A 19,196-nucleotide genomic window follows, 5' to 3' on the forward strand; every position below is an offset into this window, starting at 1 on the left:
CCCGAACTCGCGCACGACCCAAGACCTGGGGGGCTTCACCGTGGGTATCGAGACGCTCAGCCGAGGTAACCGAGACAACCAGCCCAATCCGCCCGACCCCTTCCCCGAGCTCGCCGCCGACAGCTTCGACGAGCTCGCCGCCGACCTGCTGACCCGCTCGCGCGCCGCCGTCGATCCGGTGCTGCGGGCCGCCGTCGACACCATGCCCGAGTCGATGGCCCGGATCGCCGCCTACCACTTCGGTTGGCGGGAGGCCGACGGTTCGCCGGCGGCCGCCGATTCCGGCAAGGCGATCCGGCCCGCCCTGGTGCTGGCCGCCGCCCGGGCCTGTGCCGCGGGGCCGACCGTCCCGGCCCCGCGGCCCGACGCACCCGCCGGACCGGCCGACACCGACCGGGCGGTGCTGGCCGCGGCCGCCGCCGTCGAGCTGGTGCACAACTTCACCCTGCTGCACGACGACGTGATCGACCGGGACGAGACCAGGCGGCACCGTCCCACCGCCTGGCGGGTGTTCGGCTCCACCGAGGCCATCCTGGCGGGCGACGCCCTGCACTCCCTGGCGCTGCGCACCCTCGCCGAGGACGGCCACCCGGCCGCCGCCGCCGCGATGCGCCACCTCGCCCAGTGCGTGGTCGAGCTGTGCGGCGGCCAGCAGGCGGACTGCGCCTTCGAGCAGCGCAGCACCGTCTCGCTGGCCGAGTGCCTGGCGATGGCCGAGGCCAAGACCGGTGCGTTGCTCGGCAGTGCCTGCGCGATCGGTGCGCTCTACGCCGGCGCGGGCGAGGAGGCGGCTGCGGCGATGGACGCCTTCGGCCGCCAGATCGGGCTGGCCTTCCAACTGATCGACGACCTGATCGGGATCTGGGGCGATCCGGCCGTCACCGGCAAGCCGGCCGGGGCCGACCTGCTGGTGCGCAAGAAGTCGCTGCCGGTGGTGGCCGCCCTGAGCTCCGGCACGCCCGCCGCGGCGGAGCTCGCCGAGATCTACGCGATCGACCGCCCGCTGACCCGGGCCGAGGTGCGCCGCGCGGCCGACGCCGTCGAGCGGGCCGGCGGCCGGGCCTGGGCGCAGGGCGCCTCCTGCGAGCGGATGGCCGCCGCGATCGAGCACCTGGCCTGCGCCGTGCCCGATCCCGCCGCGGCCGACGAGTTGCTCGCGCTGGCCGAGCTGGTCACCCGCCGCAACCGCTGAGCCCGCGGGCCCGCCCCCGCCACCCGACCGCCACCCGCCCGCCGCGGAGCCCTGCCGGGCCCGTCCACCGGCGCAGCCCGTGGCCGGCTCCGCGCTGCCCTCGGCCGACCGGCCCCCGGCCGAGTGCCTCCCCTGAACGCCACGTGCTCCCGGGGGTTTCCCCTGGCTCCCGGGAGCACGTGTGCTCCTGCCTGCCTCGCTCCCCACCGAGAAAGCTGCACCCATGAGTGTTGAGGACATCGGCATCCTCCTGATCACCCTGGTCCTGCTGGCCGTTGCCCTGAAGCTGTTGCAACGCTGGGTCCCGCACCCCATCCGGGAGACCCACAACGACGTGGCCGGCTTCATCTTCGCCGCCGTCGGCGTGCTGTACGCGGTGCTGCTCGGCTTCGTGGTGATCACCGTCTGGACCAACAACGACGCGGCCCGCAAGACCACCTTCGAGGAGGCCGACGCGCTGGCCGGCATCTACTGGATCTCCCGCGACCTGCCCGCCCCGCTCGGCCCCCAGCTGGAGCAGCAGACCCTGGCCTACGCCCGCACCGTGCAGGACACCGAGTGGCCGCTGATGGCCGACCACCACAGCAGCCCGGCGGCCACCCAACTGGTCTACCAGATGCGCGACTCGGTCTTCTCGATCAACCCGGCCAACAGCCAGCAGCAGGTGCTCTACGAGCACGCGGTCTCGCACCTGGAGAACCTGGCCTCGGAGCGCCGGGCCCGGCTCAACCAGGTGGACGACGAGGTGCCGGTGCTGCTGTGGGTGGCGCTGATCGTGGGCGGGGTGCTGACGGTCGGGTTCACCTTCCTGTTCGGGCTCTCCAACACGCTGGCGCACACCCTGATGGTGCTCTCGCTGGGCGCGCTGGTGGTGGTCTCGCTGCTGCTGATCAAGGAGATGGACTTCCCGTTCGCGGGGGCGACGGCGGTGAAACCGACCGCGTTCGACGTCTTCCTGCAACGACTACCGGCACCGCGCACCTGACGACGCGCCGGTGACGACGGGTCACTCCCCGGGCGGGAGTGACCCGTCGTCATGCCTCACGCCCCGCCGCTCACCGATCGGCGAGGAACTCGCGCAGGATCAGCCGCTCCTTCTCCGGGTCGATCCCCAGCGGCTGACCGCCCTGGGTGTAGGGCTCCGTGCGGGGGCCGCGCTGCTGGATCCAGGCCCAGGTGTCGGCCACCGTCTCCAGCAGCGGGCGGCAGTGCAGGCCGGCCGCGACGGCCTTGGTGCTGTTCGCCTGCCAGATCGCGATCGGCTTGCCGTCCTCGTACTCGGCGGCCCAGAGCGGGACTTCGCTCCAGGTCTCGACCTTGTGGGCGGTCAGCAGCCGGTCCGGCACCCAGACCAGCTCGGCGTCCGACCCGGTGACCTGCCGGCAGGCCTCCAGCAGCTCGCCGTAGCTGCTGGAGCCGGGCAGCGCGGTGGTGACGAAGCTGCCGCTCGCCCCCCGCTCGGCCAGGTCCAGGCCGAAGACCGCGAAGTCCGCGGCGTCGATCAGCTGGATCGGCAGGTCGGGGCGGCCCGGGGCCAGCACCTGCCCGCCGCGGGCGATCCGCTCCAGCCACCAGGGCAGCCGGCCGACGTTCTCGTGCGCGCCGATCAGCAGGCCGCAGTTGAGCAGCAGCGAGCGCTCCGGGCCGAACTCCGCCAGCACCGCGCGCTCGCAGCCGGCCTTCAGCGCGGTGCTGAACGGCAGGTCGGGCGGCGAGTCGGGGGAGCACTCGTGCAGCGGGGAGGCCTCGCTCACCGGCCCGGCGGGCCAGTCGGCGAAGGCGTGCACCGAGGAGACGAACAGGTAGCGGTCGGCGTGCTCCTTGAGCAGCGCGGCGGACCGGCGGACGGCGTACGGCTGCTGGCCGCTGGTGTCGACCACCAGGTCCCAGCGCTCGCCGCCGCCGACCAGCGCGGCGAGGTCCTGCTCCTGGTGGCGGTCGCCGCGCCGGACGTCGACCCCGGGCAGGTCGGTGCCGGAGCGGCCGCGGTTGAAGGTGGTGACCTGGTGGCCACGGGCGAGGGCTTCGGTCACGAAGGCGCGACCGAGGAAGACGGAGCCTCCGAGCATGAGGATTCGCATACGCGCAGCCTGCCCCCTGCCGGGCCGTCCCGTCCCCCGAGTTCGCCGCGGGCGCACCCTGTTCGCCACCCGCGAATACCCCTGGCCGACCCGGCCCAGCCGACGCAGTGCGGCGGTTCTCGCCGAATTCTCATCTCCCGGGCGCAACATCGGGGCCGGTTGAGCAGTCCTTGGAAGTGTTGGGCGGTCAGGGGCGTTCAGCGGCTGGGTGACGAGGACGGGGAGTGGGGCGACGTGGCGGAGCTCGGGGACGCGGTGGTCGTGGGCGGAGAGCTGCTCGGGCGCGGCGACGGGCTGGTGGACGGCTGGGCGGACGGGCCCGACGTGGGGCTCGCGCTCGGGCTCGCGCTGCTGCTCGGCGCGCTGCTGGCGCTGCTGCCGGAGCTGGCGGTCTCCGAAGGGGTCGGGCTGGCGCTGCCGCTCGGGTTCGCGCTGGCGCTCGGGGTCGGCGAGGACCCCGGGGAGGGCACGCCGCGCCGGTCCGGGCCGCCCTCCAGGGTGACCACGGCGTCGGAGGGGGGCAGCGCGATCTGCGCCGTCCAGTGGTCCGACGGGGCGCGCTGATCGTCCACCGTGACCGTCACGGTGAGCCGCTGACCCGGAGCCAGGGTGCCCGCGTCGCGGCTCAGCCGCAGCCAGTCCCCGGTCACCACGGCGTGCCAGTCCAGCGGGGCGTCGCCGGTGTTGGTCAGGGTGAGCACCGTCCGGCTGCCGTAGGCGCCGGCCGTGACATCCAGCCGGGCCCCGGTGGCTGCCGGGGCCGCGCTCGGGACCGGCACCGGAACCGCGGGGAGCAACGTTTCTGCAGGCCCCGCCCCCGGGGAGCTGTGCACCAGGGCCGCCACCAGTCCGTGCCCCACCCCGTACGCCGGCCCGAGCGGCCGCGCCGCACCGCCCCCGGTCCCGGCCCCCGGCAGCGGCGCCACCGGCACCGGTGCGGAGCCCGCGCCCCCCGGCGGGTCGCCCGGCAGCGAGTCCACCCGCACCGAGGAGACCGCGGCCGCCCCGGCGGTCGGCGTGCCGTCCTGGTGCGCCAGCCAGAGCGCGACCGGCGGGGCGGCGAGCACCGCGGCCAGCACCCCGGTGGCCAGGGCCCGCTGGCGCACCAGCACGGTGCGCTCGTGCAGGTCGCCGCCGGGCCGGTGCCGCTCCAGCAGGCCGGGCGCCCGGTGCCGGGGGAAGCCGCTGCGGTCGAACCGGGGCAGCACCCGGGTCGGCGCCGGGTCGGTCCCGGCCGATCCGCCCCCGGGCGGCCGCTCGGCGGCCGACCCGGACTCCGCGGTGTCGACCCGGGCCGCCGCCGGGGCCGGCACCAGCGCCGGCGGCGCTCCCAGCCCGGTCAGCTCGCCCCCGACCCGCTCCGCCGTCCCCCGGCAGGTCGGGCAGGCCACCACGTGGGTCAGCAGCTCGCGCCGCAGCGCCGGACCGAGCACCCACTCCCGCCAGTGCTCCGCCCCCGCACCCCCCAGCCGGGCCAGCTCAGGACAGCTGCCCACCCCCAGCACGGCCAGGGCCCGCCTGGTCCGCTCCACCTCCTCGGTGCCCGCCGCCAGCAGCCGCTGGGCCTGCTCCGCCCCGAGGCCGAGCACCGCGGCCACCTCCAGCGGGGTGAGCCGGTGCCGGGCGGCGAGCTCCAGCGCCTCGCGCTGTTCGGCGGTGGTGCCGGCCGCCTCGGGCCAGGCCAGCGCGGCCAGCTCCTTGCGGCGCTCGGGGAGGTCGGCCGGGCCGGCCCCCGGGGACGCCCCGGCCGGCTCGGACGGCGGCGCGGCGGGCGCGCCGGCGAGCCGGCGCTGGCAGGCGTACCGGGCCAGCGAGTACAGCCAGGCTCGGCGCAGCCCGGCGTCGGACAGCCGGTCCTGGTTGGCCAGGGCCAGCTCGCGCACCTCGCCGAGCGCCGCCACGGCCGCGTCGCGCTCGCAGAGCACCGAGAGGCAGTAGGTGTACAAGCCGTCGAGCAGCCGCCCGTAGGCGGTCGGCACGCAGGGCCCGGCAGCGGTACCAGACATGGGGGTCACGGTCCGAACATAGGGACTCGGCCCGCCCCGGCCGCGGTCCATCGGTCGCTTTGTCCTTCTTTCGGGTAACAGGATCGTCCTGCCCGTAACCAACGCCGGTGCCCGCGCCCGTCCCCACTGCCCACCCGCTGTCGGCGCCACCCGCTACGGTGGCCCCCATGGCAGCCCGCACCTCGAAGACCACCGCCAAGCCGCGCCCGGCCTACCGCTGCACCGAGTGCGGCAACCAGCTGCCCAAGTGGGTGGGCCGCTGCCCGGAGTGCAACGCCTGGGGCACCGTCGAGGAGTACGGCGCGGTGCCGATCCGCACCACCGCGGCCGGCCCGGTCAGCGCCCCGGCCCGCCCGATCGGCCAGGTCGACGGCCAGGTGGCCACCGCCCGCTCCACCGGCGTGCCGGAGCTGGACCGGGTGCTCGGCGGCGGACTGGTGCCCGGCGCCGTGGTGCTGCTGGCCGGCGAGCCCGGTGTCGGCAAGTCCACCCTGCTGCTGGACGTGGCCGCCAAGGCCGCCACCGCCCAGCACCGCACGCTCTACGTCACCGGCGAGGAGTCGGCCGGCCAGGTGCGGCTGCGCGCCGACCGGATCAACGCCCTCTCCGACCACCTCTACCTGGCCGCCGAGCAGGACCTGGGCGCGGTGCTCGGCCACATCGAGCAGGTCAACCCCGGCCTGCTGATCCTGGACTCGGTGCAGACCATCGCCTCCGCCGAGCTGGACGGCGCCCCCGGCGGCCCGGCCCAGGTGCGCGAGGTGGCGGGTGCGCTGATCCGGGCCTCCAAGGAGCGCGGCATGGCCACCCTGCTGGTCGGCCACGTCACCAAGGACGGCCAGATCGCCGGCCCCCGCCTGCTGGAGCACCTGGTGGATGTGGTGCTCAGCTTCGAGGGCGACCGGCACGCCCGGCTGCGGATCATCCGCGGGGTCAAGAACCGCTACGGCGCGACCGACGAGGTCGGCTGCTTCGAGCTGCACGACGAGGGGATCGAGGGCCTGGCCGACCCGTCCGGCCTCTTCCTGACCCGGCGTGACAAGCCGGTCCCCGGCACCTGCCTGACCGTCACCCTGGAGGGCAAGCGCCCGCTGGTGGCCGAGGTGCAGGCGCTGATGGTGGACTCGCAGATCCCCTCGCCGCGCCGCACCACCTCGGGCCTGGAGTCGCCGCGGATCGCGATGATCCTGGCCGTGGTCGAGCGGCACGGCGGGGTCAAGCTCGGCAAGCAGGACATCTACACCGCCACCGTCGGCGGGGTGAAGCTGACCGAGCCCTCGGCCGACCTGGCGGTGGCGCTCGCGGTGGCCAGCTCCTCCACCGACACGCCGCTGCCCAGCAACCTGGTGGCGATCGGCGAGGTCGGGCTGGCCGGCGAGGTGCGCCGGGTGACCGGCGTGCAGCGCCGGCTCGCCGAGGCGCACCGGCTCGGCTTCACCCACGCCCTGGTCCCGCCGGACCCGGGCAAGGTGCCGCCCGGCATGAAGGTGGTCGAGGTCGCCGACATCGGCGAGGCGCTGCGGGCCATCCCGGGCCGCCGCGGCCGGGCCGCCAAACCCCGTACGGAGCAACGCCCGCAGGACGGCCGGACGCCGCCGGCGCAGGTCCCGGTGGCCTACCCGGAGGAGCTGATGGGCGGCTGGGAACCGGTCGATTCGGACGAACTGGTGTGACCGAGGCACCGTCAGCGCGGCCGCACCGTAGACTTTGCCCTGTCCAGTACCACATCGGGCAGTAAGCAACGAGGGACCGGGGCCACAGCGGTGAGCGGTCCGGGCAGCCGGAGGAGTCACGTGGCAGCGAGCGACCGGGCGGAGAAGTCCCCCCGCGAGGAGGCCCTGCTGCGATCCTCGCTGCAGGCGATCGCCCCGGGGACGCCGCTGCGCGACGGCCTGGAGCGGGTGCTGCGGGCCAACACCGGCGGGCTGATCGTGCTCGGCCTGGACAAGACGGTCGAGTCGCTGTGCACCGGCGGCTTCGTGCTGGACGTGGAGTTCACCGCGACCCGGCTGCGCGAGCTGTGCAAGCTGGACGGCGCGGTGGTGCTGGACAAGGACATCACCAAGATCGTCCGAGCCGGGGTCCACCTGATGCCGGACGCGGACATCCCGACCGACGAGACCGGCACCCGGCACCGCACCGCGGAGCGGGTGAACAAGCAGACCGGCTTCCCGGTGGTCGCCGTCTCGCACTCGATGCGGCTGATCGCCATGTACGTCAACGGCTCCCGGCGGGTGCTGGAGGACTCCACCACGGTGCTCTCCCGGGCCAACCAGGCGCTGGCCACCCTGGAGCGCTACAAGCTGCGCCTCGACGAGGTGGCCGGCACCCTCTCCGCGCTGGAGATCGAGGACCTGGTCACCGTCCGGGACGTCACCGCGGTGGCCCAGCGGCTGGAGATGGTCCGGCTGATCGCGGCCGAGATCGCCGGCTACGTGCTGGAGCTCGGGATCGACGGCCGACTGCTCTCGCTGCAGCTGGACGAGCTGATCGCGGGCGTCGAGCCGGAGCGCGAGCTGGTGGCCCGGGACTACTTCCCCGAGCGGGCCGCCAAGCGCGGCCGCACGGTGGCCGAGGTGCTGGCCGACCTGGAGACGCTCACCCACGCCGAGCTGCTGGACCTGCAGACGGTCGCCAAGACGATCGGCTACTCGGGCTCGCCGGAGTCGCTGGACTCGGCCGTCTCGCCGCGCGGCTACCGGCTGCTGGCGAAGATCCCGCGGCTGCCCAACACCGTGATCGAGCGCCTGGTCGAGCACTTCGGCGGACTGCAGAAGCTGCTCGCGGCCAGCATCGACGACCTCCAGGCGGTGGAGGGCGTGGGCGAGACCCGGGCCCGCTCGGTCCGCGAGGGCCTGTCCCGGCTGGCCGAGTCCTCGATCCTGGAACGGTACGTCTGACCCGCTGACCGGACCGGCGGACCGTTTCGGCAGCGGACCGTTTCGGCAGCGGTCCGCGGGCCCGCGCCGCCCGGGATCAGGCGGCGGCGTCCAGCCGGGTCGAGGTGCGGGCCGGGACCGGTCCGCCGGTCGGGCCGGTCAGCTCGGCCTGGACCAGGTAGTTGCCGACCGGGGCCGGGGAGGTGTCGGTCACCGTCGCGCACTGCGGCTTGCTGCGGGTGCGGTCCCAGACGAAGGTCTCGGTCAGCGCGGTGGCCGGGGAGACCTGCACCCAGCGGCCCTGCTTGTCGGAGACGCAGTCGGCCGAGGACCAGATCCGCTCGCCGCTGGCCGAGTTGACCGTGATCGCGGAGGCGGCCTGGCTCAGGTCGACCCGGCACTGGTTGGCCGAGGCGTTGCGGATCTTCAGCTCGAAGGTCGGCTTGTCCTTGGGCTGGTAGGCGTTCTGGGTGCCGGCCAGCTCCAGGGTCAGCTGGGAGGCCGTGCACACCGGCAGCGCCATCACCTCGCCGGTGTTGATCGGCGGGGTGCCGCCGCCCGCGCCCGCGCCCGAGCCGCCGCCGCTGCCGGCGGTACTGCCGCTGCCGCCGGCCGCACCGGTCGGGTCGCCGGCCGTGGCCGGGGCGCTCGGGGTGCCCGCGCCCTGCCCGGAGCCGGCGGTGGCAGCCCCGGTGGAGCCGCCGGCACCGGCGCCGCCGGTGCCGCCCGGGCGGCTGGAGATGGCCGGGCCGGTCGGGGTGGCGCCCGGGGTGATCGAGCCGGCCGCGCTGGGCGCGGCGGTCGGCAGCGGCTTCGCCGCCGCCTGCTTGTCGCCGCTGCCCTGACCGGTCGTCAACCAGAGCACCAGGGCCGCCAGCACGACGAGCGCGGCGAGCACGACCACCCGCCGCCGCCAGTAGATGGAGGCGGGCAGCGGTCCGACGGGCTGACGCAGTGAAGGCACGACCAAACTCTACGAGAGCCGGAGCACCGCTTGTCGCACCAACACCTCTGTCGGCTGTCGATCTTTCTGATGATCCGGAATTTCCGCTGTTCGGGGGAGGTGGGCGACTGTGCGAGGATCGACGGACCATGGCGACTTCGACGCTCCCCACCCCGGCCCCGCTGCTCCATTCGATCGTGCTCGACTGGTACCGGGAGCACGCCCGGGACCTGCCCTGGCGCACCGAGCAGGCCTCGCCCTGGGCGGTGATGGTCAGCGAGTTCATGCTCCAGCAGACCCCGGTGAAGCGGGTGCTGCCGGTCTGGGCCGAGTGGCTGGAGCGCTGGCCGACCCCGGCCGCGCTGGCCGCCGAGCCGCCCGGCGAGGCGGTCCGGCGGTGGGGCAGGCTCGGCTACCCGCGCCGGGCGCTGCGGCTGCACGCCGCGGCGGGCGCGATCGTGGCGCGGCACGGCGGCGAGGTGCCCGAGGACCACGCGGAGCTGCTGGCGCTGCCCGGGGTCGGCGAGTACACCGCGGCCGCGGTGGCCTCCTTCGCCTTCAAGCAGCGGCACGCGGTGCTGGACACCAACGTCCGCCGGGTCTTCGCCCGCGCGGTGACCGGGGTCGAGTACCCGGCCAACGCCACCACCGCGGCCGAGCGGCGGGTGGCGGTGGAGCTGCTGCCCGAGGCGCCGGCCGTGGCCGCCGAGTGGGCGGTGGGCGTGATGGAGCTGGGCGCGCTGGTCTGCACCGCCCGCTCGCCCGAGTGCGCCGGGTGCCCGCTGCTGCGCCAGTGCGCCTGGCAGCGGGCCGGGCGCCCGCCGTACCAGGGGCCGCCGCGGCGCGGCCAGAGCTACGAGGGCACCGACCGGCAGGTGCGCGGCAAGCTGCTCGCGGTGCTGCGGGCCCAGCACGGGCCGGTGCCGCGCGGGCAGCTGGACGTGGTCTGGCCGGACGGGATCCAGCGGGCCCGGGCGCTGGACGGGCTGGTCGCGGACGGGCTGGTGGAGCCGCTGGCGGAGGGCTTCTACCGGCTGCCGCAGTAGACGTGCCGGACGTGCGGAACGGCAGGGCCCCGAGGGGGCCTGCCGTTCCGTCGTTCCGGGAGGTGGTGACGCGGGGTCAGTGCGCCGGGGCCTCCATGGCCGCGCCCTCGCCGGCCGGCTGGCCGGCGCCGCGCAGCGGCAGGCCGCGCAGGAAGAGCGAGGCGGCGATGGCGAGCACGCTGATCACCGCGGCCCACAGGAAGACCGAGTGGATGCCGTTGGAGACGGCGTGGTGGATCACGTCCTGGACCTGCGCCGGCAGGCCCTTCAGCTTGGCCGGGGTCAGCTCGGAGTTGTCGCTCGACCCGGCCGGCAGGTGCGCCGCCTTGACGGTGTCGGTCAGCCGGTTCGCGTAGATCGTGCCGAACAGCGCCACACCGAAGGAGCCGCCGATGGTGCGGAACAGGGTGGCGGTGGAGCTGGCCACGCCCATGTCCTTGAGCTCCACGCTGTTCTGCGCGACCAGCATGGTGATCTGCATCAGGAAGCCCATGCCGGCGCCGAGCACCGCCATGTAGATCGCGGAGGTGAGCCGGGTGGTGTCGGTGCCCAGGGTGGAGAGCAGCAGCGCGCCGCCGCCCATCACGCAGGTGCCGATGATCGGGAAGATCTTGTACTTGCCGGTCTTGGTGACGTACTGGCCGACCACCAGCGAGACCACCAGCATGCCGAACATCATCGGCATCAGCAGCAGGCCGGAGTTGGTGGCCGAGGCGCCCTGGACGAGCTGCTGGTACTGCGGCAGGAAGGTGACGCCGCCGAACATCTGGAAGCCGACGATGAAGCCGACGATCGAGACCACGGTGAAGTCGCGGTTCTTGAACAGGCCCAGCGGCAGCATCGGCTCCGCGACCCGGGCCTCCACGTAGCAGAAGCCGATCAGCGAGGCGACGGCCAGCACGCCCAGACCGATGATGTGCTTCGAGGTCCAGCCGTAGTCGTGGCCGCCCCAGGTGGTCAGCAGCACCAGCGAGGTGATGCCGGTGGTGAGCAGCGCGGCGCCGACGTAGTCGATCTTCGCCTTGGCGGTGACCTTCGGCAGGTGCAGCGTCACGACGACCACGGCCAGCGCGATCGCGCCGAGCGGGATGTTGATGTAGAAGATCCAGTGCCAGCTGAAGTGGTCGGTGATGAAGCCGCCGAGCAGCGGGCCGCCGATGGTGGCCAGCGCCATCACGGCCGCGAACAGGCCCTGGTACTTGCCGCGCTCGCGCGGCGAGACCAGCGCACCCATGATCGACATCACGCCGACCATCAGACCGCCGGCGCCCAGGCCCTGCAGCGCGCGGAAGCCGATCATCTCGTTCATGTTCTGCGACAGGCCGGCCAGCGCCGAGCCGATCAGGAAGATCACGATCGAGGTGATGAAGGTGCCCTTGCGACCGTAGAGGTCGCCGAGCTTGCCCCAGATCGGGGTGGCGGCGGCGGTGGCCAGGGTGTACGAGGTGACCACCCAGGACAGGTGGTCCGCCCCGTGCAGGTCACCGACGATGGTCGGCATCGCGGTGCCGACGATCAGGTTGTCGAGCATCGCCAGCAGCATGGTGATGACCAGACCGATCATCACCAGCCTGACCTCGCGGGCCGAGCGCTGCGGGCGCTCGTCCTGTGCCGCTGCGGCGGGCGGGTTGTCCGCCGTCGCCTCGACCTGCTGTTGTGCCATGGTGCGTCTCCCGGAAGCGCCCGTGGGCCCGCGCGCTGGCGGACCCGGATTCTTGCTTACTTGCCGACCGGCTAGTTATCTGTCCGAGGGCACGGTAAGGTCTGCGTAAGCTGGGCGTCAAGCCGATATCGGCAGCGCCCGTCCACCGGATGCGAGCTAGGCAGGCCACGAAGCCCATGAGTACGACGCAGAGCCCCCGCACTGACACCCGTGCGCGGATCATCGCGGTGGCGCTCGAGCTGTTCTCCGAACAGGGGTACGAGAAGACCTCGCTCCGGGAGATCGCCGACCGGCTAGGGGTCACCAAGGCCGCGCTGTACTACCACTTCAAGACGAAGGACGACATCGTCCACGGCATCGTCGAGACGATGGCGGCGCCGATCGACGAGACCATCGCCTGGGGCGAGCGGCAGCAGTGGTCCCCCGGGGTGCGGGACGAGCTGATCCGCCGGTTCGCGGCCGGCATGGCCGAGCGGGCCCCGCTGCTGCGGTTCTTCCACGAGAACCAGCCGGCGCTGCGCGAGTCCTCGGCCGGGCTGGAGTTCAAGGAGCGGATGATCAGCCTGATCCGGCTGGTCCAGGGACCGAGCGCGTCCTTCGAGGACCGGCTGCGCGCCACCATGGCGCTGTTCAGCGTGAACTCCGCGTTCTTCCTGCTCAAGAACGACCTGGAGGGCGAGGGCCGCTCGCACCTGGCCGACCCGGCCAACGAGGCCAAGGTGCAGTCGCTGCACGAGGCGATGGAGGCGGCGCTGACGGTGGCCACCGAGATCGGCGGACTGATCAAGGGCTGACCCATTCCCGTGGCCCGGCCCCGGGCGGACCATCGGGGGATGACCCAGGAACCGAACGTCTCCCCGGCGCCCTACCAGGGCGCCGACGACCGCCGTTTCACCCTCTGGCGCGGCAGCGACCGCATCCTCTCCGGCCCGCGCCCCGCCACCCTGCACGAACGCCTGGCCGAGCTCGGGGCCGACGCCCGCGCCTGCGTCGACCCCGCCGAGCGCCCCGACAGCTACGGCGACGGCGTGGTGGCCACCCTGGAGCGCCGGGTGGCCGACCTGCTCGGCCACGAGGCCGCCGTCTTCTTCCCCACCGGGACCATGGCCCAGCAGGTGGCGCTGCGCTGCTGGGCCGACCGGCGCGGCAGCGCGGTGGTGGCCGGCCACCCGCTGACCCACCTGGAGACCCACGAGCGGCGCGCCTTCAACCGGCTGACCGGCCTGCAGACGGTCTGGCCCACCACCGCGGCCCGCCACCCCACCGCCGCCGAACTGCGCGCCCTGGACGAGCCCTACGGCGTGCTGCTGGTCGAACTGCCGCTGCGCGCGGCCGGGTTCGTGCTGCCGGACTGGTCCGGGCTGGTCGAGCTGGTGGCGGCGGCCCGGACCGCCGGCGCGACCGTGCACCTGGACGGCGCCCGGCTGTGGGAGGCGGCCGCGTACTACGGCCGCCCGCCGGCCGAGCTGGGCCGGCTCGGCGACTCGGTCTACGTCTCCTTCTACAAGGCGCTGGGCGCGATCAGCGGGGCGGCGCTGGCCGGACCGGCCGAGCTGGTGGCCGAGGCCCGGGCCTGGCGGCACCGGTACGGCGGCCAGCTGAACCAGCAGTGGCCGGCCGCGCTCTCCGCGCTGGGCGCGCTCGGTCGTGAACTGCCCAGGCTGCCCGGATATCTGCACCAGGCGCAGGTGCTGGCCGATGCGCTCCGGCGGGCGGTCGCCGCTGTTCCGGGGGCCCGGATCCACCCTGATCCACCGCAGACCCACCAGTTCCAACTGTGGCTGCCGTATCCACGCGAACTGCTCGCGGCAGCCACCCTGCAGCACGCCGAGCGCAGCGGCGACGCGCTCTTCGGGACCTGGTGGGAGAGCGGAATTCCTGGCTTGAGCATGACGGAAGTTTCGGCGCTGGCCCCCTCGCTGAGCTGGACCGGTGATCAGGTCGAGCGGGCGGTGGCCGACTTCCTGGGCCGCTTCGGCGGGGCGGAAAGCGCAATTCCCGCAAACGCCGTCGAGCCCACCGTGCACTAGGGCGCTTTTGCACTAGGACACTTCGTCATCGATGCGGGACCGTTGCAGCGTCACGCACTCATTCGAATTGAAAACTGGGGATCCTGGTAGTGGCACGTGATGGGCCGAAGTCAGGTCTTTCATAGACCCGTCGGGCAGGCTCGTCGTGTAGCCACGACAGAAGGCGGTTCGACATGGCGACCGAGAGCATGGGCTGGGAGGACTGGCCCCTCCAGGTGTCCGAGCCGGCCGGTCGAGACCTGCGGGCCGCGCTGGCCCGCGGCACCGGACCGGCCGGACGGGCCGGTGCGCTGATCGCCGCTGCCGAGGCGGCCGCCGTGCTCGGCGGCCGCTCGCTGCGGGCGCTGCCGGCCGAGGCCGAGGTGACCCGCGCCGTGCTCCCGGTGACGCTGCCCCAACTGCTGGTGCCCGGCCTGTCGCTGGCCGCGGTGGAGCCGCTGGTCGGCTACTTCCCGCACCTGGTGCGCGGCTTCGCGGCCGAGACGGTGGACCAGGAGGGGCTGGCCGCTGCCGTGCTGGGCACCGCGCCCGGGCCCGAACCGGCCGAACCGGTGCCGGCCCGCGGCGGCTGCAGCGCGGTGCAGGCACTGCCGGCGCTGCTGCGCACGCTGCCCGGGCGCGGCGCGCCCAAGTCGGTGCTGGACGGGGCCAACGCGCTGCTGGCGGCCGGCGACGAACTGCACCGCCGGATGGCGGAGACCCGCTCGGCCGCCGATCCCGGCGCCCGGGCGCTGGCCGAGGCCTACGGCACCCTGTACGCCGGGGCGGCCAGCCTGCACCTGTGGGCCGGGCACGCGGACGCCCGGGCGGCGCACCCGCTCTGGGCGCAGGCCGGCTGGCTGCAGGCGGCGCTGACCGAGCTGGCGGTGCGGCTCTCCGGTCAGCTGGGCGAGCCCACCCCGTACGCGCCGGACGCGTTGGACGGGCGCCGGTACGGCGCGCTGCTGGTGCTGGCCGCGCGCACCCACGCCCCGCTGACCCCGTTCGGGCGGGTGGCGGAGGGCCGGCCGGCCGCCGAGCGGCCGAACGGGTGACAGCCCCGGCGACCGGGGGTCGCCGAGGCTGTCGGGGTGCGCGGTGGACCTTACGGGTCAGGCGAGTTGATGCGGCATCAGGCTGCGCACCTCGCCGCTGAGGATCGCCTCGTAGGTCCGGACCAGCAACCGGCCGGGCTCCACGCCGAGTTCGTCGACCAGGATGCGCCGCCCGTCCCGGTACAGCGACATCGCCTCGGCCTGCCGCTCGGAGCGGTAGAGCGCGGTCATCAGCAGCGCGCGGAACCGCTCGCGCATCGGGTGCCGGGTCACCAGCCGGGTCAGCTCGGGGATCAACTGCCGGTGCCGGCCCAGGATCAGCTCAGCCTCCACCCAGCCCTCCAGGGCCTCCAGCCGGGCCTCCTCCAGTGCCGGACGCTCGGCCTCGACCAGCAGGTCCGTGGTGTCGGCCAGCGCCTCGCCCCGCCACAGCGCCAGCGCGGCGGCCAACCGCTCCGCGGCCAGCGGGTACTGCTGGGAGCGCAGGGCGCCGAGCCCGGCCCGGCTGTGCTCGGCGAAGAGCCGGTGGTCGCAGACCGCCTCCGGCCCGGCCACCAGCCGGTAGCCGGCCCGGCTGCGCAGCAGCTGGCTGCCGGGGGCCAGCCGGCGCCGGATCCGCGAGGCGTAGGTGTGGATCTGCGCCGCCGCGGTGGCCGGCGGGCGGTCGTCCCAGAGCAGCCGGCCGAGGCAGTCGTCCGAGACCGCCCGCCCGTCGGCCACCACCAGTGCGGCGAAGGTGGTGCGCTGCTTGGTGCCGCCCAGCGCGTCCTCCTGCCCGCCGGTCCCGATCTGGACCGGCCCGAGGATCCGGTACTCCATGGTCTCGCCCGCCCTCCTGACGAACCGGGCCCGCCATGGGCCCAGGCAACACCCAGAAGGTTAGGAAGCGGTCGCATCGACCGGTTATCGCCTCGTTATCGGTCACTGACCAGCCCACTTGCCCGAAGGGGCAACCGTGCAGGCAGCAGTGGGGTGCATGTCGGCTCCGGCAAAGTGAATATGACGAATCATCAGACGTCACCAGGAGTCAAGAGAACATCTTCACGGGGTAGCGACGCTTCACAGGATTCCCCGCTACGCTGCCCCCCTACGGGCCACGACCTAACGTAGTCTGAGCCAGGTCGCGCCGCCGCTCCGCGCCACACAGCAGCTGAGGTCTATCGCGCCGATCTTCTCGGGGGGGATTGTGAACGGCGGGCTCGAATTCGGGGTGCTGGGCCCCTTGTCGGTGGCCACCGGGGGTCGGCGGATCACCGTGGGCGGCGCCCGGCAGCGCACCATCCTGGCCCTGCTGCTGTTGGCCGCCGGGCGGATCGTCTCGGTGGACACCATGGTCGAGGCGGTCTGGCAGGGCGAGCCGCCGGCCACCGCGCGGACCCAGGTGGCGATCTGCATCGCGGCGCTGCGCAAGACCTTCAAGGCCGAGGGCTTCGGCGAGGAGCTGATCAGCACCGCCCACCCCGGCTACCAGCTGGACCCGGCCGGCCACCAGGTGGACCTGCTGCTGGCCACCGAACTGGTCCGGCAGGCCGAACAGCTGGCCGAGCAGGGCGGCACCGCCGCGGCCGCCGAGCGGTACGAGCAGGCGCTGCGGCTGTGGCGCGGTCCGGTGCTGGCCGGGGTGACCGGGCGCCGGGTCGAGGAGGAGGCCGAGCGCCTGGAGGAGTGGCGCCTGGTCCTGCACGACGAGGCCATCGCGCTGCAACTGGCGCTCGGCAACCACCAGGAGCTGATCGGCCGGCTGACCGCGCTGGTGCGCGAGCACCCGCTGCGCGAGCGGACCCGCCACTCGCTGATGCTCGCCCAGTACCGGGCCGGCCGGCGGGCGGAGGCGCTGGAGACCTTCCGGGACGGCAGACAGGTGCTGATCGACGAGCTCGGCATCGATCCGGGCCCGGCCCTGCACGACCTGCACGAGGCGGTCCTGCGCGACGACGCGGCGCTCACCCTGGAGGTGGCCCAGGTCGCCGAGGAACTGCCCGAGCCCACCCCGGCGGCCCCGGTGGAGCTGCGGGTCACCCCCTCCGACCTGCCGCCCAACGTCCCCGCCTTCACCGGCCGCAGCGAGGAGATCGCCCGGCTGGACACCCTGCTGACCGACCGCCGCGACGACGAGGCGCCCGCCATCGGCTTCGTCACCGGCGTGGCCGGGGTCGGCAAGACCGGACTCGCGGTGCACTGGGCGCACCGGGCGGCCCGGCACTTCCCCGACGGCCGGCTCTTCGTCGACCTGTGCGGACACGACGAGGCCAACGAGCCGGTCGCCGCGGCGGAGGTGCTCAGCCGCTTCCTGCGCTCGCTCGGCGTGCCGGCCGAGCAGATCCCGCCCGGTCTGGAGGAGCGCGTCTCGCTCTACCGCAGCATGCTGGTGGACCGCCGGCTGCTGGTGGTGCTGGACAACGTGCGCTCGGTGGCCCAGATCCGCCCGCTGCTGCCGGCCAACGGGCGCTGCTGCGTGGTGGTCACCAGCCGGGACCCGATGGAGCAGCTGATGCTCCGGTACGGCGCGGTCCGGGTCCAGTTGGCGGTGCTGCCGCCGGCCCAGGCGGTGGAGCTGCTGGCCCGGATCGTGCCGGCCGAGCGGATCGCCGCCGACCCGGAGCAGTCGACCCGGCTGGCCGAGCTCTGCGACCACCTGCCGCTGGCGCTGCGGATCGCGGGCGCCCGGCTGGCCTCCAAGCCGCACTGGACGGTGCGCCACCTGGTCGGCCGGCTGGCCGACGAGCGCCGCCGGCTGGACGAGCTCAGCCAGGGCGAGTCCCAGGTGCGGGCCGGCTTCGCGCTGAGCTACCGCTACCTCTCCTTCGACGAGGCCCGGCTCTACCGGCGGCTGGCGCTGCTGCCGGTGCCGGACTTCGCGGTCTGGGTCGGGGCCGCGCTGCTGGACTGCGACCAGTTCGAGGCCGAGCGCCTGATCGAGCACCTGGTCGACGTGCAGTTGCTGGAGGCGGTGGGGTCGGACGCCACCGGGCAGTTGCGGTACCGGCTGCAGAACCTGCTGCGGCTCTTCGCCCGCGAGCGGGCGGTGGCCGAGGAGGCCGAGGAGGAGCTCGCGGCCGCCCGGGACCGCGCCTTCCGCGCCTGGCTGACCATCGCCGACCAGGCGCACGACCGGGAGATGGGCGGACCGTACTCGGTGCTGCACGGCGACAGCCCGCGGTACCCGGTCGACCCCGACCTGGTGGACGACCTGCTGGGCTCGCCGCTGGACTGGTTCGAGGCGGAGCGGCTGAGCCTGGTCGCGGTGGTGGACCAGGCGGCCGGGCTGGGCGAGCACGAGCTGGCCTGGGACCTGGCGGGCACCGCGATCATGCTGTTCGACGTGCGCAACTACGCCGAGGACTGGGAGCTCTGCTGCCAGCGGGCGCTGAAGGCCTGCGAGGACGCGGGCAACGCGCGGGGGACGTCCCACATGCTCACGGTGCTCGGTGCCAACCGGATCCGGGTCGGCTCGATCGAGGAGGGCATGCGCTTCCTGGAGTCCGCGCTGGAGATCGGCGAGCGCACGGACGACCTGCACTGCAAGGCGCTGAGCACCAACCACCTGGCCCGGGCGGACCGGCTGCAGGGCCGGCTGTCGCTGGCGGCGACCCGGTTGCGCGAGGCCACCGAGCTGTACCACCGGATCGGGGACCGGGTCGGTGAGGCCCACACCCTCGGTCAGCTCGCGCTGGTGGCGATGGCCACCGGCGAGAAGGACGAGGCGGTCCGGCTGGCGACCGAGGCGGTCCAGGTGGTCGAGGTCACCGGGGAGACCCGCACCACCGCCCAGGCCATCTACTGGCTGGGGCGGGCGCACGCCGCCCGGGGCCAGCACCGGGAGGCCGCGCGGGCCTACGAGCGGGTGGTCCGGATCGTCCGGGCCAAGGGCGACCTGCTCGGCACCGCCCACGTCCTGCTGAGCCAGGGCGAGTTGGCGATCGCCCAGGGTGAGCCCGGCCGGGCCCGGGCGAACCTGGTCGAGGCGCTGGACCTCGCGCAGCGCCTGGGCGCCAGCCACGCCTGCGGCTGGGTCCTGCTGCTGCTGGGCGGGCTGGAACGCGGCACCGGGGACCCGGTCGCCGCGCGGCACCGCTACGAACAGGCCTGCGAGGTGCTGGCCCGGGCCGACTCGCTGGTGCTGCTGAAGCAGGCCGAGCAGGCGCTGGCCGAGCTGAACGGGGCAGCGGCCGAGCCGGCCCCGCAGCACACCGCATAAAGGCCCTTTAACCGCGCCGTCGAGGTGTTCTCCGAGCCCTTTAACGACCCCCGGAGATTCTGATATCACCGCAGGTCAGGGCGGTAATGGAAACGATAAGGAAGCGAAGTCGACGCTTCCTAAT

Annotated in this window: 14 protein-coding genes; 9 read left to right on the plus strand and 5 right to left on the minus strand. The window is 74.1% G+C overall.

Annotated features, from left to right (window positions below; all coding sequences use genetic code 11):
• The first annotated feature begins 40 nt into the window (after nucleotides 1-40).
• Both ACFW1A_RS04220 and ACFW1A_RS04225 read left to right on the plus strand, forming a co-directional pair.
• Complete coding sequence (locus ACFW1A_RS04220; RefSeq protein WP_380403832.1) at nucleotides 41-1,192, plus strand: family 2 encapsulin nanocompartment cargo protein polyprenyl transferase; 1,152 nt, start codon at nucleotides 41-43, stop codon at nucleotides 1,190-1,192.
• A 223-nt stretch (nucleotides 1,193-1,415) separates the two neighbouring features.
• Nucleotides 1,416-2,177, plus strand: a complete 762-nt coding sequence (locus ACFW1A_RS04225; RefSeq protein ID WP_380403835.1) for a hypothetical protein — start codon at nucleotides 1,416-1,418, stop codon at nucleotides 2,175-2,177.
• Between the two features lie 70 nt (nucleotides 2,178-2,247).
• Here ACFW1A_RS04225 and ACFW1A_RS04230 read toward each other — a convergent pair whose 3' ends face one another.
• Both ACFW1A_RS04230 and ACFW1A_RS04235 read right to left on the minus strand, forming a co-directional pair.
• Nucleotides 2,248-3,273: an NAD-dependent epimerase gene (locus tag ACFW1A_RS04230; RefSeq protein ID WP_380403838.1), complete on the minus strand. Its 1,026-nt coding sequence runs from the start codon at nucleotides 3,271-3,273 to the stop codon at nucleotides 2,248-2,250.
• Between the two features lie 197 nt (nucleotides 3,274-3,470).
• Nucleotides 3,471-5,279: a hypothetical protein gene (locus ACFW1A_RS04235; RefSeq protein WP_380403841.1), complete on the minus strand. Its 1,809-nt coding sequence runs from the start codon at nucleotides 5,277-5,279 to the stop codon at nucleotides 3,471-3,473.
• Between the two features lie 167 nt (nucleotides 5,280-5,446).
• On the opposite strand from ACFW1A_RS04235, the gene radA reads away from it, so the two are divergent.
• Nucleotides 5,447-6,952 carry a DNA repair protein RadA gene (radA, locus tag ACFW1A_RS04240; RefSeq protein ID WP_380403844.1) on the plus strand — a complete coding sequence of 502 codons (1,506 nt, stop codon included), beginning with the start codon at nucleotides 5,447-5,449 and terminating at the stop codon, nucleotides 6,950-6,952.
• A gap of 120 nt (nucleotides 6,953-7,072) precedes the next feature.
• A complete protein-coding gene (disA, locus tag ACFW1A_RS04245) occupies nucleotides 7,073-8,179 on the plus strand; it encodes a DNA integrity scanning diadenylate cyclase DisA (RefSeq protein WP_380403847.1) in 1,107 nt (368 codons plus the stop codon).
• A 76-nt stretch (nucleotides 8,180-8,255) separates the two neighbouring features.
• Here disA and ACFW1A_RS04250 read toward each other — a convergent pair whose 3' ends face one another.
• Nucleotides 8,256-9,122, minus strand: coding sequence for a hypothetical protein (locus ACFW1A_RS04250; protein ID WP_380403849.1), 867 nt, complete (start codon nucleotides 9,120-9,122; stop codon nucleotides 8,256-8,258).
• A 128-nt stretch (nucleotides 9,123-9,250) separates the two neighbouring features.
• Between ACFW1A_RS04250 and ACFW1A_RS04255 the strand changes: the two genes are divergently transcribed.
• A complete protein-coding gene (locus ACFW1A_RS04255) occupies nucleotides 9,251-10,147 on the plus strand; it encodes an A/G-specific adenine glycosylase (RefSeq protein WP_380403852.1) in 897 nt (298 codons plus the stop codon).
• A 76-nt stretch (nucleotides 10,148-10,223) separates the two neighbouring features.
• Here ACFW1A_RS04255 and ACFW1A_RS04260 read toward each other — a convergent pair whose 3' ends face one another.
• On the minus strand, nucleotides 10,224-11,810 hold the full coding sequence (locus ACFW1A_RS04260) for an MDR family MFS transporter (protein WP_380403855.1): 1,587 nt from the start codon (nucleotides 11,808-11,810) through the stop codon (nucleotides 10,224-10,226).
• Nucleotides 11,811-11,986: 176 nt separating this feature from the next.
• On the opposite strand from ACFW1A_RS04260, the gene ACFW1A_RS04265 reads away from it, so the two are divergent.
• The 3 genes from ACFW1A_RS04265 (at nucleotide 11,987) to ACFW1A_RS04275 (ending at nucleotide 14,874) form a co-directional block, all read left to right on the plus strand.
• A complete protein-coding gene (locus ACFW1A_RS04265; RefSeq protein ID WP_380403857.1) occupies nucleotides 11,987-12,604 on the plus strand; it encodes a TetR/AcrR family transcriptional regulator in 618 nt (205 codons plus the stop codon).
• A 39-nt stretch (nucleotides 12,605-12,643) separates the two neighbouring features.
• Nucleotides 12,644-13,840, plus strand: a complete 1,197-nt coding sequence (locus ACFW1A_RS04270) for a threonine aldolase family protein (protein WP_380403860.1) — start codon at nucleotides 12,644-12,646, stop codon at nucleotides 13,838-13,840.
• A 173-nt stretch (nucleotides 13,841-14,013) separates the two neighbouring features.
• Nucleotides 14,014-14,874 (plus strand): hypothetical protein, encoded by an 861-nt coding sequence (locus tag ACFW1A_RS04275; protein WP_380403863.1) that lies wholly within the window; start codon nucleotides 14,014-14,016, stop codon nucleotides 14,872-14,874.
• A 57-nt stretch (nucleotides 14,875-14,931) separates the two neighbouring features.
• Here ACFW1A_RS04275 and ACFW1A_RS04280 read toward each other — a convergent pair whose 3' ends face one another.
• A complete protein-coding gene (locus tag ACFW1A_RS04280; RefSeq protein WP_380403866.1) occupies nucleotides 14,932-15,693 on the minus strand; it encodes a BTAD domain-containing putative transcriptional regulator in 762 nt (253 codons plus the stop codon).
• Nucleotides 15,694-16,102: 409 nt separating this feature from the next.
• Between ACFW1A_RS04280 and ACFW1A_RS04285 the strand changes: the two genes are divergently transcribed.
• Nucleotides 16,103-19,072, plus strand: coding sequence for a BTAD domain-containing putative transcriptional regulator (locus tag ACFW1A_RS04285; protein WP_380403900.1), 2,970 nt, complete (start codon nucleotides 16,103-16,105; stop codon nucleotides 19,070-19,072).
• The last annotated feature ends 124 nt before the right edge of the window (nucleotides 19,073-19,196 follow it).

The sequence above is a fragment of the Kitasatospora sp. NPDC058965 genome, assembly GCF_042741245.1.
GTDB lineage: Bacteria > Actinomycetota > Actinomycetes > Streptomycetales > Streptomycetaceae > Kitasatospora.